Source organism: Paenibacillus sp. FSL R10-2778 (assembly GCF_038593035.1).
In the GTDB taxonomy this organism is placed as follows: domain Bacteria; phylum Bacillota; class Bacilli; order Paenibacillales; family Paenibacillaceae; genus Paenibacillus_AQ; species Paenibacillus_AQ odorifer.
The window spans coordinates 3,454,276-3,472,958 of the sequence record NZ_CP151956.1 but is presented as its reverse complement, the minus strand read 5'-3'; the positions used below and the strand labels follow the sequence as shown (position 1 = coordinate 3,472,958).

Here is an 18,683-nt window from a genome sequence, read left to right as displayed (position 1 = left end):
TTCGAAAGTTTACACTTAGTTAGTGAGAGTTACTCTATGATTAACTTCGTATACCATCACCTCTTTTTTTGAAAACGCTTTCTAATAAAATCATTTTAATTCACGAAGTTAATCCTGTTATATAGAAGAAATAAAGGAACATAGAAGAAAACAAGCCACAATATTATGGCTTGTTTTCCATGTACCAATTATTTACTTCTCTCGTGATTACGTCGCCGCCATTCTTGTAAAATTGGGCTACGAACTCATCAAAGTAGGAGATCGGCTTCTCGCCATAAATGATGCTCAGATAACTCTCCGTTGCGAGTTTCTGCAGGAACACTCCGTGTTTCTCCATCCCGTCCGTTAAAGGTCCGTGGTATCGGTTTGGGATTTCGAGTCCCTGCTCGGCAATCGCCACCCCAGCCGCCGTAAGTTGAGCCGAATTTAAACCTTTAATGGCTTGTTCGATCGGCGTCGTCACTATGGCTTCCGAATTTTCAGATAATTTTCTGATTGCATCCGCATTCATATAAGGCAAGGCTGGAGCGCCACCTGTCAGCGGATAGAGCATCCAGCGCATATCCATTGAAGACCCGTCCGCAAGCGGCCACTTATCATTTGGCACGCCTTCAGTCGCGAAATTGACAGTAATGACCTTGTCGTTCATGATCACATAATCGTAACCTTCGTGAAACCCTTTTGCGAATCGGGGATCGAAGTACGGGTCATCCGGGCCGAAATTTTTGGCAAGCAATTTGTTATAATAAGCGAACCAGGCTTCCATATTCGTGAAATCCTTGCTGAACACCGTGTAGATACCGTACAACGGCTTTTGTGCCTTGCCCTTTAACCCATCTGGTCCGGCAGGAAGGGGGTAAGCCTGCCAAGCCGCTTCGGGATCGACCTTCACTGTATCGCCGAGCGGCCAGGCTCCCATCCAAAACGGGCCGAACATGACACCGGCCATTCCGTTAACCGCCAGTTCGGACGCTTGGCTCGGGTCCTGCATGCCTGCATCCCTGTCCATATAGCCCTTCGCCATCCAGGATGCCATCGTTTCCAGGTATTTCTTAGCATCCGGGTGTACGGCGCCAAAGATCAAGCTGCCCTTCTCGTCTTCATTCCAGAACAGTTTGATGTCAGACGTGCTAATCATCTGCCTTGAAAAAGCTCCGGCAATCGCATCTGTCTGCCCCATCCAGCTCCAGGGACCTTCCTTCAGCGGAACCGCTAGACCAACTTCGTCATCTTCGCCATTCCCATTAGGATCTTGTTCAGAAAATGCCTTCAGCACGTTCTCCAACTCACTTATCGTCGTAGGCGGGTTCAGCGACAGTTTCACAAGCCAATCCTTACGGATCCACATGACCGTTCCCTCATCTCCTGCACTAAAACGGGGAAGTCCATATATCTTGCCGTCTTTGGTCACTTCTGCCATGGTATAAGCGTACTTCTCCAGCGCTTCTTTTAGCTTAGGATGAGCATACTTCTCGATGGCATCATCCAGCGGAAGCAACTTGTCGGCTTTGAGCAGATACTTCAGGATGTCTCCTTCAGCGCTAAGGGTGTCCGGCAGCTTGCCATTCACAGCCAGCGCGAGCCGAATTTTGGTATCTGCATCTTCGAACTTGCTGACAATCCAATCAAACTTCGTGACGATTCCCAGATTATCTTCCATCCAGCGGGTATGCACGTTGTCTGTAAGGCTTTCATCTGGCTTGAATGCGTTAGGCCGATTCTCGTCTACGATTCCTGTTGTGATCGTTATAGGCGGATCGTATTTAAAGTCCCATACCGGCTTCTTTTCCCCATTGGATGTACTGTTCTGTGCCGTTTTCCCTGTGCTACTTAAACAGCCGGAAACTAGCAGCACTCCGCTCAGAACTGCCCATAGAAAGATGGCCTTTCTTTTTTGCTTCTTCACCGGCCCAATCCCTCCATTCCCAATCGGTATCTGTCCCTGAATTCCTGCGGCGTCACCTGATAATAGTCACGGAATTTCCGAATAAACCAGTTAGTATTGGGATAGCCAATGCTTTCACCAATATGGTAGATTTTATTATTTGTATGCTTGAGCATCTCGCAGGCTTTGAGCATACGCTGCTCGTAAATATATTGGGATACGGTAGTGCCTGTACACTGCTTAAAGATTTTTGACAGATGGTTAGGATGTACGAAGACGCGTTTGGCCAGCAAAGTAAGTGACAAGTCCTTGTCCAGCTCCTTCTGGATGTAGAGTTGCGTCTTCCGGACGATCACCTGGCTGTGGTCCTCGGTCTCCTCCCCTAGCTTATCGCGAAGTGTGCGTAGTAAGTCGAGCGCCCAGCTTTCCAGCTGCGACGCGTGCAGCATTGCTTTTCCTTTTACGAAAGCCGATTGCTCAGGAGTGAGCATTTGGGCCAGCGTCCTGCCACTGCGATTCGCGATATACTGGAAGGCATTGGAGAGAAAGAAAAAGACGTCGCGCATGAGGTAAGGTGAACCTGTATGCATAAGCGGTGACACGAACGCTCGGATCTTAGCTTCCGCCGCTTCCCATTGCTCCGTTTCCAAAAGATGTGTCAGCAGAGGCGTTTCATAGAGCTTGCGCATAAGACGCGCTTCCTCTTCATTTCGCTCTGGCACCTGCCCATCCGAAAAACTGTCACTATCCAATCGTGATTTAGCTGTCATATAACTAGCTTGCAGTTCTTCCGGGAATAGACAGTCGGTTTTTCCTACAGAAATTTCACCTTTAAGCAAACGCTGTACTTCTTTCTTTAATCGCTCTATCCGCTCAAGCACCCATTCCGGTTCGGGTGGTGCTCCTGATAGGTCGTATACCAGAGCGAGCAGGTTTCCTTCATCATCCGCAGCCGACCAGCAGTCATAGCGGTCCATCAGCAATTCTTCCAGCATGTTTGTTACCGCGAACCGGATCAGTGACTGCGAATAGAGATCTTGTCCGTCGAAAGGGGAACCCAACCGAACAAGGCACATAGAGACATGACCTGGTATTGGAAGAGGGAGGTCAAACAGCTTTAACTTCTCCGCAAGCGCCTTGCCATTCAGATTTCCGCTGAGCACTTTGAGCAACAACCCTGCTTTCAGTTCTGCACTATTGTCTCGGTAGATACGGAAGCCCTGTTCGATTGATCGCTCCTGCTCAAGCTGCTTAATGATCCGGCCCATTGCCGTAAGTAGCTGCTCGTCCTTCGCGGGCTTCATCAGGTAATCGAGCGCTTGCAGCTCAATCGCTTTTCGGGCGTAATCGAAGTCCGCATAACCTGTGAGCAGCAGGCACTTCAGCCCTGGAATACGAAGCCTGGCCTGTTCGATCAGTTCCAAGCCGTTCATGCGTGGCATACGGATATCCGTCATAAGGATGTCAATGGGGAAGGAGTCTATCAGAGCAAGTGCCTCGCTCGCGCTGTAAGCCTTCCAAACGCGGGAGATACCAAGTGTCTCCCATGGAATCGTATCTGCCAGACTGTCCGCATAATGTTTCTCGTCATCAACTACAAGCAGGCTATTCAATGCTCTTCCTCCTTCGTTTCTTCTTTCATCCCCTGTCTCCAAATCAGCCTCACGTTTAGACCACCCAGTCTGGACGGGCAAAACTCAATTTGAGCGTCTGAACCGAAGTTGCCCTGCAGTCTTTGATATACGTTCCAAAGACCGCAGCCTGCATATTCGCTGGCCGGAATATGAAGCTCCATTTGCAGTTGGTCCATCCGTTCTTTATTTAATCCTTTTCCGTTATCCTCCACTTCCAAGTGCAATTGGTCTTTATTGACGTAAACTCTAATTTCAACCCGGCCTGGATATTCGACGTTCTCAAGTCCATGCACGATCGCATTCTCCACGATTGGTTGGATAAGAAGCCGGGGAATTCGCAGCTCCGCCAACTCTTCAGGCAGTTCGATGCTGTAGGACAGTGTCTCATTGCGAAGCCGAAGAATCTCGAGGTGAATGCGCACGAACGCCAGTTCTTCACCCAGGCTGACTCCTTGATTATCCATTCGCGTCGTATACCGGTAATAGTCGGCCAGATGATACGCCATGTCTATAACTGCCCGATTCTTTCCCATTTTGGTCATATTAATGATGAAACCCAAACAATTGTACAGAAAATGAGGATGGATCTGTGCTTGTAACTGTTTTAGCGTGGCATCGCGCGCAAGGATACGCGATTGTAGGACATTCTCGATGAGATCTTGGATCTGCGTCGCCATCTCGTTAAAGTTCTGCATCAGGAACGTGAATTCATTGTTTGATTTCTTCGGTAGCCGGTACGCGTAATCGCCTTCCTTAATCCGCTGCACCGCACGCACAAGTTGGAAGATAGGTCGATGTACGTTCCAGTACAAAGCAGACGCGGCGGTAATACAGGATAGGAGCAAAATAATCGAAGAAGCTCCAAATAATAACCTCTGTTGCTTGATAGGTCCGATAATCTGGTTAAGTGGAACAGAATCGACGAGATGCCACTCAAGAATATTGGAATAATAATAGGTAATCAGATAAGGCCTGCCGTCGAAGGAATGAATTAAAAAACTTGAATCCCGGCTATTGATCCTGTCGCCTAATTCCGCGATAATTTGGTCCATCTTGGGCCCATCTGCGGATCGGCTGGCGATAATGGCATGTCCTTCTTTGTAAAAAAACGGGTTGTCAGAGTGACCAGATTTGTAGGTATCAAGCAAATTTTCGAAGCTCCACTTGTAGAGGTTAATGCGAACGGCAACATCCAGATCGTCCGGACGGGCTGGTTTGTAACCCGTAGTGACATAAGTTCGAGTAAAACCGGAGCCAATCTCCATATCTTCGCTGTAGCTCCACCCTAGCGAAAATCGGCTTTCAAACTCTTTAAGGTCATATTCATAGGAGGGGGAAGAAGAAATACTATCGTCTCGTTGCGGGAAATAGACGGTCACGTCATTGCGCCAGTTGCCCGATGCGCTGGCCAGCGACAGCTTCTCTTGGATCAGCAGCCTTGTCTTCATTAGGGAATAATCGCTCATGTTGAGGTTGTAAAGGTATTCCAGCACGTTCGTGTCAACGAGCATAGGTGCGGAGACTAAGTCGAACTTCTCAATGCTGGCATCCAGTTGTGCCACGAAAAGCTCCATCCGGTTCAGGCTGGCTTTGATAAGCTCCTCCTGTATGACGTTGATGCTCTTAGAGGTAGAATAATAGTACAGCGCCACGACCGGAGTTAGCAGAATCAGCAACAACACTAACATTTTCTGAAAAATATTAAATTTGATCCGCATGGGATTTCCATCCTTGTTTTGTAATTACACCTCAACCTGTATTTTACAATGGATAGAAAGCGTTTTCTATACAAATTCTTTGCGTTTCAGCAAATTAAAATAACCTCATTCCCAATGAACTCTACTTAGGAATGAGGCTGCGTTAAAATTTGAAGGCATTATCAACCGTTATTTTAGGACTCCCCAAAAAGAATCTCCGCATTAAAGATCTTGCGATCCTGCTATTTCCCATCAGTTTCATGCAGGCTAGCGAGAATTTTTTAACCCCTTTAGGGGATTTAACGGCCATGCTGATTATCAACTGTTGAGCAAAATGCACAAAACGAATTTCCCGATTACGAATGGGCTGCAAACGATCTAAACACTTGTGATTTAGCTCTAATTTTGATGCAACAATAAGTTCAGCAGCGACCAGCGCTGTTTCAAAAGCCAAGGACAATCCGATAGCTCCGAGTGGTGAGGAACAATGTGCAGAATCACCGATTAGAATACAACCCTTATTATGCCAATTGTCCACCATGAAAGTCTCTGATTGGATAGAAACAAACGATTTGAAATCAATGATCTTTTCAATGTCTTCTTTAAGCTCAGGAAAGGCCTTTATGAATTCAAGCTTTAATGGTTCGATGCCTTTGCTTTTTATGGAATTCCATTGGTCTTTCCTCATTGTAAAACCTATCTGCACACAATCAGAGGAATAAGGAAGCCCTATGAAGTTACTAAAATCAGACAATCTGAAAAGGAGTTTTTGATTTAGCTTGAACTCATTAGTCGATATTTTGCACCAGATTAAATCAAAATCTTCTTTTTTATACTTAAAAGAAAAATCGCTTGTCTTCCTAACCGTGGACATCCGTCCATCCGCTCCGACTACTAAAGAAGCATGGATCGCAGTCATTTGTCCATCTACTAAGGCGTTTACTCCGACTGTTCGATTTGCACTTTTAATAGTTGAAGTGACCTTTGCGTTAAAAATGAGCTCAAAATTACTATAATCCTTTGCCAGATCATAAAGAAAAGTTAACAGGACGGATTGTTTTATTTTAATTGCGTAAGGTGCCTCCGGCATTTCTTTTTCATAATCAATTTGAGTGATATATTTCTTATTATTCCATATTTCAGCATTAAATAATTTTATATGCTCATACTTTTCAAGACGCTGTTCCAGATTCAACTCTTTCATGAGCCTTACAAATCGAGGCTGAAGAACTTCTCCTCTGAACTTGCGATTAAAGCTTGTTTGACTTTCCAGTACGGTAACTCTAATTCCGTTTTTGGCTAACAGCAGCCCTAGAAAGAGACCAGAAGGTCCACCACCAACTATGCAAATCTCCGTTTCTTTATTCATTCCTATCACTCTGTGGGTAAAGAAGCAGCCCGTTCATTTTTCACTACTGGAACCCTAGCCGATAATCTAAGAAAAAGAGAGATTAAAAAACCTAATAAAAGAATAGAACCTAATATAGTAAAGGATAACGAATAATTTTCTGTTTTTAGTAATTTCAAAGCTAATATCGGGCCTGTGCTAGCGCCTAGGAATAGAATAAATGCATTGAATGAAATCGCAGACCCTCTTGCATTTCCCCCTAATTGACTAACGATTGAGATGATAACGGGAGTTACCAGCGCGATACCAGCCACAAATACAACGCTCATTAGGACAAGAAGTGGCAGGTTCGTGCTAAAACCTAGAGCAAGCAACCCAATTGCAGCTAATGCTAAGCCTCCCCTTAGAACAGCGGCCATCCCAAGTTTTTGAGCAATTCTTCCGGAAAAGGGTGCTAAAAGCATCCCCGCGATTCCAAATGCACGAATATAAAGGATATCCTGTGAGGAAAGTCCAAACTTAGCTGAGCTTAAATAACTTCCCAAAACGGTGTACATGCCAACTAAAGTTAATAGAAGCATAAAGGTTATCGCAAAAGCCAAAAGCAATTGTGATTGTTTTAGCAGAATTGTCATTTGTTTAAACTTCCGCAGAACATTTTCTTTCGGTCTTAGCATTTCATCTTTAGGAAGGAACCTCATTACTATCACTGAAGTAATACCATACACAATCCCCAAAATAAAGAAAATAGCACGCCAGCCAAGAGCTTCGTTAACAATCCCACTAAAAACCTGGCCTACTATACCTGCCATTAACAGTCCTGAGCTTATAAATCCAACGGCTGTTAGTCTTTTATGAGGCGGGAACATCTCCCCTGCATACACTAGCGCAATAGGTGCAAAAGCAGCAGCCACTAGGCCTTGTACTCCTCTGAGCATAATAAGCCCGTAAAAACTATCCACAAATCCTAATGCAAGCGTAACTACGGTTAACCCAATAATGCTGGCTACTAAAAATACTTTACGTCCATATCTGTCTGAAAAAGGTCCATACAAAAGACAGCCCAAAGCATAACAAAGAGAAAATGAACTCCCAATCCAGGCTGCCTCACTCGAGCTAATCTGAAAGGCATGTGAAAATACTTCGGATAATGGAATTGTAATATACATGCTAGTTAAAATAACTAATCCACACCAAAATAAAATAATCGTCATTAATGAATAGTTCTTATTGTAATTCTGAACGTCTATCGTCTGATTCATAAAGTAAATATCCCCCGGTTTACTATTAATTTGCAACAATGATGCCTTCCAAGACATGGATCAACAAATCGTTTATGTAATCCGCATCCGGAATTTGTTTATAGATGAGAATTTGAAAGTATATGGGACCATAAAGCAGATCTAAAGTTATATCAAGGTTGATTGCTGGTTTCAATTCTCCCATATCTATGGCTGCTTGGAGTAATTGTTTGGCTTCATTTCTTTTTGTCATTAAAAACAATACGTAAAAATCTTTCGCGATTTCTTCGCTCTCTGTAACTATAGTTAAAGTGGATTTCCCGATTTTGCTATTGAGGATACGAGCTAAAGCTTCAAGCTGTTGTTTGAAGTTATCCTGAATGGATTTATTACTATCAAATTCAAACTCTGATTCTACGGTCATTAGAAAAGCGTCCAGTACAAGACGCGCTTTATTTTCCCACCATCTATAGATGGTTGTTTTGCCTACTCCAGCTTGTGCTGCAATCGCCTCAATCGTTAAAGATGAATAACTGTTGGATTCTAACATTTCAAGTGTTGCAGTAAGAATCTCTTTTTTACTTCGAGGTTCTTTGTTTTTCACGTTCATATTCATTTCACCTCCTAGATGTTATTTAAGTTATTAAAAGGATGTAATTATAGAACGATACGTATCGTTTCATTTGTTACACTATCTTATATCATTTTCATAAAATTTAAAATAGTTAATTTGAAAATTATTATTTTCTGGATATAGGCATGCGGTAGATGACGAAACATAACTTGCGCATACAAAAATTAACGCTTCGGAATGGTCCGAAGCGTTAGTTTTCGTGGATATTTGCAATTAAGGATTCGATGACTGATTAATTATGTGCGATATGTACAATATGATCCTTTTTATTTAAATTTTCACATATAAATCATGGATATCAAAGCTAAGTTAATCATTGTTTTTTCTTTGTTCTTTTTCTCTTGATTTTATCAACTATAAACATAATAAAAATAATAACAAAAATAATTACGATAATTATACCTACTGGTGATTCGAAAAAAATGAGCATGAAATATAGTAATACCGTCTCCCAAAATGACCAGTCAAAATCAACCATAGGTTCCACCTTTCTAATAATCTTGGCGAAGTGATTAAATTTTAATGTTCGTGGGATTTGTCCCGAGAGTAATACTTGTAAGCGCTCCTATTCTATCTTATCAAGAGTCCCAGGCCACTCATTACATAAGGACGAACAATGTCCACAAGTAAATCGGTCTGATCAGCCTCCCCCTCAATTAACCAAGAAAATGCAGCGCCATAGATCGCTGAACCTGTCATTGCTGAAATGATCTTTGTATGTTGGCGGTCTGCAATATCGTATTTATCCCCTCTCAGAAATATGTTTTCAATGATTTGCTGCAGCATATTTTTTACTTTCTCATCCACCAGCTTAGCAATGGATTTGGAATCCATTCTGCATTTCTGATAAAAATCAACGATGTACTGATGAGTCAACAAGATCAGCTGGTTACATATTTCATCTGAAAACTCCCGTGCATTTATTACTTGTTCAGGAATCATTTGATGAAAAGACTGTTCTGTAAATTCATCGAGTAATGCATATTTATCTTCATAATGAGCATAAAAAGTAGCCCGGTTTATCGTAGCTTTCTGTGAGATATCTTTTATTGTCATTGAATCAAATCCTTTAGTCTGTAAAAGATTTCTGAAAGCTTCTCTTATTAACAGGCGAGTCCGTATTACTCTCGGATCTTCTTGATGTACCATCTGAATATCCCCTTTCTAAAACATCAATTATCGGAATTTGTTGTCTATGCAACTCTTTTCTTACACTGACGGTTGTAAGCATAAACTTGCCATACTATTATCTTATCAAACAGATGTTGCTTAAACAATCAGTGTCTAGTTAGTCGGAAGGAATGATAATAGTGAACATAAAACAAAATAGACTTCTAATTTTTGGGGCGGGTGTGATTGGCAGTTTATACGCTCTTAGATTTGCACAATCGGGGTTTGACGTCACTTTACTGGCTCGGGGAAAAAGGCTGGATGAACTTAAGCGGAAGGGTTTGAGATACAACGACAACGGAATGATAAAGCAACTATCCATTAAGACGGTCGAAAAGCTTGCAGATGATGACATCTATGATTTTATCTTTGTTCCTGTACGATATGATCAGGCAGAATCTGCCCTGTCTGCGATCAAAAATAATCAGAGCAAAACAATAATTACACTGACCAACACTATTGGTTATAATTCCTGGCTAGAGATCGTAGGTGATCGGTTACTTCCAGGTTTCCCTGGTGCAGGTGGAGACATTAAAGAGGATATTTTATACGCTCAATTTGGTTCCAAAACTTATTTTGGTGAAATAAATGGACAAACGACCGAAAGAGTTAAGGAGCTTGCTTTGATATTCGAAACAGCTGAAATGCATTATGAAATACAAAAAGATATTCAAGCATTTCATGTTTCACATGCTGCACTCGCTGCAGTCAACAAGCATTTTTATACTAATGAAGGAATGGTAGATATTGAGACAGCAATAAGTGAAAGCATTCTTAGCAAAGTAGCTACAGATATCAAACAAAATCTTCACTTAGTAGAGCAAGCTGGAATCCCTGTAATCCCGGCCGAAACGAAGTCAATGGGAGAATTGATGGAAGAAGAGATTATATCCCGGTATCGGCAGATGCTGAGTAATGAATTTATCATTGATGTTAAGTTTGGAAACCAAGCTATCAGCAGAAAAGCAGAAATAATGTTATTGGATGAAAAGTTTCATGAGAATTTTTCGTTTTTGTCCAAGCAAATTTTTCTATAAAAGTTATCAAATGAGTTCATAGCCCATATTACTTAATACTAAAACAACGTAAATATGGAGGTGTTAGATTGCCACTGAATCAAGATCAGCAGATCTTTCAACAAAGTACAACAACTCAAAACTGGGGAAATATTCAGGGACAAACCTTAGTTGCGGGCCAGGGTAGCTTGAGAAGAGGAATGAACTATAAGTTAGGCGCACAGGCTATGGCACAAATCAATAATCTATTAAATAAATGGGCTGAATTAAAAATATTGGGGAGTGCCGAAGTTTCACTTCTTCTCCAAGTACAGATACAAACGCCCCTGGATCTATTCGACGAAGCCGGGCTAGCTGGACGACTTCAAGCCGTTCTTAAAGCGGCGGTAGCGGCAGGATTAAGCATGAATATGACCGTTAAAGAGTTATTGAAAATCCTGAAGAATAAACCGTCAGGAAATGGTTTATCCGGTGAATTGATTGAGCTATTGTTAGAAGAATCAGAGCTCGAAGGTTATTTGTATGCCCAATTTGCGGTTGGTTTTATGGCGTATGCCAATTTTGTTATGCTTGGTAATTTACATAAGACAGCTACTCTAGGGGAATCTGGATTCCAATTTGTCTATGAGGCGGGAATGGGATTTATTGCGGGGGGTGGCTATAGAGGTGGCATCAATTTTAAATTCCCCGATCCTGCAAAACTGGTCAATCGTTATGGGAACGGCTTAATTGAGGGCATTGTTAATAAAGCTATTGACACACAGCAGGAACAAGCATTAATGCTCGGTACTATGCTTAGGATAGGAGTGAAATCAGCCTATGAGGTCAGTAGACAATTAAATGAAGGTACCGGGAGCAATACCGAAAAACTAGCGCAAACCGTTCTTACATTTATTGGGGGGCAATTCCAATCGTTGTTCTTCTTGACTATGAATGTGTTCTTTAAGGAAGAGATCCTTCGTTTACTTGGCCTTGCTTCTTTACCAGCTGAACAAACCACAGAAGTCATTCAAACCCTGAAAGGTTTTAATTCTTTTCAGTTAGTGCCGGATAACCATGAAATCTTTGTTCGTTTAGACTCATTATCAGCATTAATTCAAAACGAGCAGCTTAAGAAGGAGTTTGTCCGAAGTATTTCTGCTTTGTGGGTATCAGCTTTGTTGCTCCCCCTTGCAGTGGAAGCGGCAGATATAGCAACCATCCCTACTTTTACGGCACAATTGTCTTACCAACCTCCTCCCGCTGTCAAAAGTGCAATTAATACAGATTTGAACCGTCCGTCTGACACAAATTTGAACCAGGGTGATCTTCTTTCATTTCAACTTGATAAACCTTTGACGATTGCCATTCAACATGTAGATAGCGTTCGGGAGATAGCAGCAATTCTGAAACCTGCCGTTTCAGGAACTGCCCAAGATGCAATGAAGTTCTTATTTAGTCCCTCATTTCCTTCGACTACAGGGGAAAACTCTTATAGATCAACGCTTGGAGCCATAAACCAAGCTTTCGATCATTATGTGGATACGGAAATAAGTGCTAGAAAAACTGCAATCTCGAACACTTTGGCTGGCGAGGAAGAGATTAAGATACTGTTTGAGCAAGCCCTGATTCCCTGCATACAACTGACTTCTGATGTTCTGATTCCAGAGATCGTTAATGGATTTCAAAATTTTGACATAAAAACTATGCAAGAAGCATTATCCAGCGTATTACTCACAATGCTTGGAAGAAGCGTTATTCATGTCATGGACGGAATTCAGACTTCAGTTAATGAACAAATCGAGGGTCTTCTTCGCGAAGCTGCAGGTCAGGCTGCAAATGTTCTTGGACCACTTGGAGCTCAAGATATTTTAAAGAAACCGTTGGAGGCAGCTGTTAAAATTATTGCGGAAATGGTAGCGCCTTTGACACCTGAAGCACAAGAACAGCTTTTTGAGAATGCTTTAAACATATTTACTCCAATAAAAGGTAACGCCGTGGACTTTGCCAACCATTTGCAAAGCGATCCGATGTGGATGCCTCAAATGGCTGAAATAGAAGCAATAGCCAAAATATTGATAAATCATTTAACTGATCATATGATTCAATTCGCTCTAAAACTGATTCCAGCGTTGTTTCAAGCCTTGATCGATGAACTACTCGCCATAATCGAACGCTGGCTAAATGAAATAGCCAAGATATTAAATACTATTACCGACTTCATAACTAAGCTGATGCAAGAAAAACTAATGAAAGAACTGATTGAACCAGTAATGGAAATCGCTGAAAAAGCCGCTGACGTATTAACGTTTAACATTTTTTCTCTAATCGGTGCCGGTAAAGTAAAAGATGAATTTTTCAAAGGGTTAAGAGGAGCAGTCGAAGCTATAATTCAAGAAGCAATCATCCCTCCTGTTGTTATGACAGTGAAAGAAATCAAGTTCAATCCTCGTAAGCTCGTGGATCTTTGCCGAGACGTTTCCAACTTTACTTTTACAAAATTTTCTGAGATTTTTAACGATTATATTTTTGGGGAGATCCAGAATCAACTTGAAAAAGGTTTAAATATGAAAAATTTCAAATTGGATATTAAAGTGCCGGTTTCTTTTTCGATTGACTTACCATGGCCTTTAGGGTCACAATCCTTTTCTCATACGTTTAGACTTACAGATGTCCTCATTCCGTCATCAATCGTTTTGGACATTGTAATGAATTTAATACGTAACAATCTAAAATTAGGAGGAACATCTGAGTATCTTTTCCAAATGGTTGTAGCAACTATCGATAATTTAAAAAAAGTAGATCAATATAAATTGGATATGGCAGATGCTTTGAAAAAGTATAGTAATTAAAGGAATATTCAAGATTCCAGTTCCCTTATAATGCAGTTTATAACTCAAAAAAGGCAACCAGTCATCCCTGTTTTTTCGGCGACTGGTTGCCTAAATTTGTGATTTTTTGTCCCTGTTCTATTCCTTAACGACTACGGTCATTTCTTTGCTACGTGTGATCCCGCTGCTGTTCACCAGCTCAGCCAGATTCATCGTGATTTTGAAACTGCCGTCACCATCCCAACTATCATTTCCGAAAGCAAAAAGAGCTAGAGCCAAGTGAACTTGGCTCCAGCTCTTTTGTGGTGCTTACAATTCCATTACTCTGTAAATTAAAGCAGCGGCTTCCGCACGTGTGGTCAGGCTCAGTGGTCTGAAGGTACCGTCGGTATAACCGTTGACAATTCCTGTCTCCCGCAGGTACTCAACCGCATCCATCGCGTAAGAACCGATTTGATTCTCATCGGCAAAAGTTGCTGCCTTGCCGGAGATATCCGACTGGAGAGCAGTTAAGCTCAGAGCGCGAAACAGAATAACAGCCATTTCTTGGCGGGAGATAGGTTCTTTTGCGGCAAATACGCCTTCGCTACGTCCGTTAACAAGCTTTAGCGCCTGAGCTGTTGAGACAGTTTGGGAATACCAAGCATTTGAACTCACATCTTTGAAAGTACTGCTACTCTCGGCTTGAAGTTCTAGCGCTGATACTAACAGCTGAACAAATTCCGCTCTTGTAATTTGCCGGGCAGGCTCGAATTTGCCCCCGCCTGTGCCATGAATAAGATCACGGGAAGCCAAAGCTTCCAAGATGACTGTGGAGCCTGAATCAACATCAGAGAAGTGGATATTTGCATTAGCTGCAGCATAGAGTCCAAAATCCCTTGTTGTAAACGTTGTTTTGCCTGTACCTGATACGTATTTGGAGTTTTTGACCACTTCGGCCACTCCCTCACCGGTAACAGAGTAGACGATGGCTTGATGTGGGACTTCATCAAGGTTTAATTCATATCCAAATGATACCTTCATTGCCGCAGAAGGGCTTAATGTTTCTTTGGAAATACCGTCTACCGTCATTGAGATCCGGAACAAAGCATGCGTTTTCCATTTCTCTTTTAAGGCAACTGGAAGGGTTGACGCATCAACAAAATGGATAGATAGCTCCAACTGCCGGGCACCCTCTGGAATATTCTCACCTAAAGTGTTAATTGGAAGTGTTATTGTGGCAGCACCTGCTTTTACAGTTAGGGAAGTAACATTATCTTTTAGTTCGGGAATGGGCACTTGAAAAGCCACACCACTGGCAGTCGCATCCTCTTCAGCAAGCTCAAGTACTAAAGCTCCATCTTGCACTCCCTTCATCGCTTTTTGGAGTTCTCCTGTGGGAAGCTGTGCAATTTTCATTCCTTCAGCACCGGGTGAACCCTGAATGCGAATACGGCCCGCTGAAATTATATTCACTGGATTAACTATTTTTCCTCCACTACTCTCATTTGTGTTGCCACTATTATTGCTGCCGGACGAATTGCCGGGCGTATCTGTTCCCCCACCTTCTTCGCTTCGCACTATATTCAAAGTGTAGGTCTTAGTTGTTATGCCGTTCGCAGCGGTAACTTTAACATCGATTCTGTTATCTCCTACCTTAAGCTCACTTCCGCCTGTTACCGTCAATTTGGCTTCTGCATCAGAAGGTGTCCCAGTTACAGCCACCGCTGTCTTGGAAAAGGGCACATTTATTGTATAGGTCAGTTTCTTACGGTCAAACCCAGGGATGTCTGTACCGTCCATACTCAAAACGCTCAAATCGGCATTATCACTCAGTGGTGTCTCTTCTTCACCTTCTACGTTCATAAACTGGAAGGTGCGGAAAAGTGAGGCGTCCTTCGCAGCGCCAATGCCTGATCCCCATTCAATATATCCTTTTCGACCCGCGCCATCATTATCGTTAACCAGCATGGAGAAGCTTAAGATATCGCTCGCCGCTGGACGGATCGGGCTTATTTCGCTCCAAGGTAGTGCCAGTGCATATGAGGTAACCTTGGTCGCCTCATCTCTGGTCACACTTAAAGTTCCCTTAGTCAACACTCCGGTAGCTGCACCTTTCATGGACAGCCAACGATATATTTGCGGCCCCTCTGGTGTTTGCGAGATTCCGTATTCATACCAGGATTGACTATCGCCCGGTACACCGGGAGCAAGACTGAACTGAATACTGTCATTTTGCCAAATATTAATCCCGGCGGCATTATGGCTGAATACATCATCGCGGATATCGGCGGTCAAATAAATGTGTTCTTCATCCCAGCGTAGTTGCGCTGTTCCACTAAGATCATCCGCACCCTTATATCCGTTGAGCAAAGGGGTTCCGTCCGCAAGATCAATCAGAGCTGGACTTCGTGTATCGGACTGATGCTGCATCCGGTTAATATCTATGTTTTGCTTGAGGTGAACTGTCTCATAACCTTCAAGGTCAACTGTCAACTCAAGAGGATATTTAACCCCTTCAGAGAATCCCGGCAGTGGAATTGAATAAGTAAATCCACTATTTGGGGCAATTTCAGACAATTGCGATTCACTACCGCTGATCTGACCAGTCTCTTCCCCTAGGGTCCAGGAAATCTTTTTAATTCTCAGAGGATCCACACTGGAACTGTTCGTAAATTGAAGTTGTAGCGACATGCCGCCGTTATTACCATCTGTAATATGAGGAGCAATTTTTAAACCTTGAAAATATAGTCGCAGATCATCTACAGGAGCTTCTGGAAGAGTAGCAGGATCAAGTCCGGGTCCATTATAAGCTCCAATATTCGGTGGAGTTGCTGCTGAAACGGGATTGCCCCAGTAGTCCCGCCCACCGTTGTCTGCAATGACAGCACCGGCCCCAAGTGCAGGAGACCCCTCTCTCAGCTTGTAACCGTCCACTGTATTCCAGCCCATTCCGGCGGTGCCCTGAGCAACTAAGAGTGGATTTGCTGTGATAGGATTGGAATTTTCCGGCTCGCTTACTGGATGGTTGCCATATAATAGATTATGGTCGAAGCTACCGTTCACCCCTGGCAGATTATAACCTCCTTGACCAAGGTTGTAGACCAGATTGTTCCTAAAAGAATATGGAGCGTTAATATTTCCTGCGTCATCCCATTCATGATCGATAATTTTGGTGTTTTGCCCAGCTCCGATATAGATAGTATTGTTATAGATTTGTGTATCTGGCGTAACCCCGCCTGCAAAATTAAACGTATGCGTTAGATCATTCTGGCTGATGTTGTATCTGACTACATTGTTAGAGGAGCCTGTCAGCACGCCTGGAGTCAAACGGGCATCGACAAAAAGCATGAACCCGCCTTTGTTGCCATGGCTGTAATTATATTGAACAACACTGTCCATCGTATCGATATCCAGATTGAAGCCCTGACCATCTCCCTCTGGTTTGTTCGTGTTATAAGACTCATTGAACTGGACGATATTATTCTTGCCGCGAGTCGGCCAGATTGCGGCAGAGCCGTTAAACTCGCCTTCTTCGGAATAATTTCCGCCTTCCTCCGCTATATTATGCTCAATCACCGCTCCATCCGCACCGAAGGTGAGAATACCGTCGCTGTCGGCTTGTTTGACATAATTTCCACGAATCGTAACATTGACCGTAGCATAGTCTGCTCCGTTAAAACGCTGATCCCATACCACAATACCGGTCCGGCCTATCCGTTCCACTGTATTGCCCTCGATCCATACCCCATCGAACTTGTCCGTGCCCGTCGTTCCGCCCACATATACGGAGATACCTCCAAACGCATGCGGGCCACCTTCGGCTCCGGAAACCGTCGGATAACGGAAACTGCTTGATACATCATGGACATAGTTATCCTGAATGCGGATATTACTTAATGTTCCTCCATTAGCATTCTCCACCATAATACCTTCCCGGTAAACAGTTCCCCTCTCGGAAGCATAATTAGTGACTTCAAGATCCCGAATCACCCAGTTCGAGGCGTTACGTAGGTATACAGCTGCTCCGGCCATGCCTCCACCGTTGATAACCGGTTTGCTTCCACTCCCATAGGCAGATATTGTAATCGGTTCTTCATCTGTGCCGCTGCCCTTAGGATATAATTGTTCGTTCCAGATTCCACCCTTCTTTAATAAAATCCGATCCCCAGCCTCAAAGGTAGTCTGATTCACTATAGAAAAGGTCTTCCAGGCAGTCTCCGGTGTTTTTCCATCGTTGTTGTCGCTGCCTGCAAATGAATCCACATAATATTCTCCGTCTCCACCGCTGCTCCCTCCATCTCCAGGCAAGCGGTTGGATAAGGTGACCGATCCTAGTTGCATCAGCCAGGGTGCGGAATCACCGCTAAGTTCTATTTTTAAGTAATGAAGTCCGGAAGGAATCCCCTGTGCCGGAGTATAATTCGTCCCGGTCCAAGCCGCATCACCAGTGGCCTGTGGAGGTTCATGAACAGCAGAAAGTTCTGTCCAAGTGGATGCATCCGCCGAACCATAGAACTTGATAGTCCCGCTAGACCCGGCAAAGGAATGCATGCGGGCTGTGAAATGTTGCAGATTATGCAAATGGTACACGAGTGATTCTGCTGAGTCTGCTGTTCTCACCGCACGAGAATGATCTCCACCAAAAAAAGCGGAATTGCTTGTATCTAAAGACCAATTTGTACTGTGTGTATAAAGCTGTGCAATGTCGTCAAGCTCATCAACAATCGTTTGTGGTGCAAGCGACACATTGGAGAGCGTAAGGTGCCCAAGCTGCATCAGCCAGGTATCGAGGTCACCACTGACTTCAATTTTGAGATAATTGACACCATCCGGCAGCGCCCCCAAGGGTGTATATACTGTTCCGTACCAGCCAGAACCGGTTGCGGTTGGACTGTCGTTGATGGCTGGAAGCTCCGTCCAGATATCTGCATCTGGCGATCCGTAGAACTTGATAACAGCCGTGGAACCAGAGAAATAATACGCTTGAAGCGTAAACGACTGAACTCCAGTCAAAGGGTAAATGGCATAGCCAGTCTCCGTGGAGGTTCTGACCAGCCGGGCTGCATCTCCTCCGAAAAATTGAGGATTACTACTGTCAATCAGCCAGTTCTCGGACCTGTGTTCCGCTGCCGGTAGGGTTGAGAAATCATCGGCATTCGCCTCTTCAGCATGGGCAGAAACGCCCATTACGGGAAGCACCGCTGTGAAGATCAGCACCATTATAAGCAGTGATTTTGCGAGTTTTTTGAACATTATTGTATTATTC

The 18,683-nt window shown here is 43.4% G+C and carries 11 protein-coding genes; 2 read left to right on the top strand and 9 right to left on the bottom strand.

Going from position 1 to position 18,683, the window contains the following annotated elements:
• Positions 1–163 precede the first annotated feature (163 nt).
• The 7 genes from NST40_RS15370 to NST40_RS15340 all read right to left on the bottom strand — a co-directional run bounded on the left by NST40_RS15370 (position 164) and on the right by NST40_RS15340 (position 9,588).
• Positions 164–1,906, bottom strand: a complete 1,743-nt coding sequence (locus NST40_RS15370; protein ID WP_342409672.1) for a hypothetical protein — start codon at positions 1,904–1,906, stop codon at positions 164–166.
• A complete protein-coding gene (locus NST40_RS15365) occupies positions 1,903–3,498 on the bottom strand; it encodes a response regulator (protein ID WP_342409671.1) in 1,596 nt (531 codons plus the stop codon). The genes NST40_RS15370 and NST40_RS15365 overlap by 4 nt, the downstream gene beginning before the upstream one ends.
• A complete protein-coding gene (locus NST40_RS15360; protein WP_076278080.1) occupies positions 3,495–5,237 on the bottom strand; it encodes a histidine kinase in 1,743 nt (580 codons plus the stop codon). Before NST40_RS15360 ends, NST40_RS15365 begins: the two co-directional genes overlap by 4 nt.
• Before the next feature lie 142 nt (positions 5,238–5,379).
• On the bottom strand, positions 5,380–6,585 hold the full coding sequence (locus NST40_RS15355) for an FAD-dependent monooxygenase (RefSeq protein WP_076278079.1): 1,206 nt from the start codon (positions 6,583–6,585) through the stop codon (positions 5,380–5,382).
• 5 nt (positions 6,586–6,590) lie between these two features.
• Positions 6,591–7,826 (bottom strand): MFS transporter, encoded by a 1,236-nt coding sequence (locus tag NST40_RS15350; RefSeq protein ID WP_076278093.1) that lies wholly within the window; start codon positions 7,824–7,826, stop codon positions 6,591–6,593.
• A gap of 25 nt (positions 7,827–7,851) precedes the next feature.
• On the bottom strand, positions 7,852–8,415 hold the full coding sequence (locus NST40_RS15345; RefSeq protein WP_076278078.1) for a TetR/AcrR family transcriptional regulator: 564 nt from the start codon (positions 8,413–8,415) through the stop codon (positions 7,852–7,854).
• Between the two features lie 594 nt (positions 8,416–9,009).
• A complete protein-coding gene (locus NST40_RS15340) occupies positions 9,010–9,588 on the bottom strand; it encodes a TetR/AcrR family transcriptional regulator (RefSeq protein ID WP_076278503.1) in 579 nt (192 codons plus the stop codon).
• Positions 9,589–9,749: 161 nt separating this feature from the next.
• Between NST40_RS15340 and NST40_RS15335 the strand changes: the two genes are divergently transcribed.
• Together NST40_RS15335 and NST40_RS15330 are read left to right on the top strand one after the other, a co-directional pair.
• Positions 9,750–10,646, top strand: a complete 897-nt coding sequence (locus tag NST40_RS15335) for a 2-dehydropantoate 2-reductase N-terminal domain-containing protein (protein ID WP_342410879.1) — start codon at positions 9,750–9,752, stop codon at positions 10,644–10,646.
• A gap of 68 nt (positions 10,647–10,714) precedes the next feature.
• Positions 10,715–13,456 (top strand): hypothetical protein, encoded by a 2,742-nt coding sequence (locus NST40_RS15330; protein WP_342410878.1) that lies wholly within the window; start codon positions 10,715–10,717, stop codon positions 13,454–13,456.
• A 117-nt stretch (positions 13,457–13,573) separates the two neighbouring features.
• Here NST40_RS15330 and NST40_RS15325 read toward each other — a convergent pair whose 3' ends face one another.
• Both NST40_RS15325 and NST40_RS15320 read right to left on the bottom strand, forming a co-directional pair.
• Positions 13,574–13,714 carry a hypothetical protein gene (locus NST40_RS15325; protein WP_248548295.1) on the bottom strand — a complete coding sequence of 47 codons (141 nt, stop codon included), beginning with the start codon at positions 13,712–13,714 and terminating at the stop codon, positions 13,574–13,576.
• A 30-nt stretch (positions 13,715–13,744) separates the two neighbouring features.
• Complete coding sequence (locus NST40_RS15320; protein WP_342410876.1) at positions 13,745–18,670, bottom strand: S-layer homology domain-containing protein; 4,926 nt, start codon at positions 18,668–18,670, stop codon at positions 13,745–13,747.
• Between the last annotated feature and the right edge of the window lie 13 nt (positions 18,671–18,683).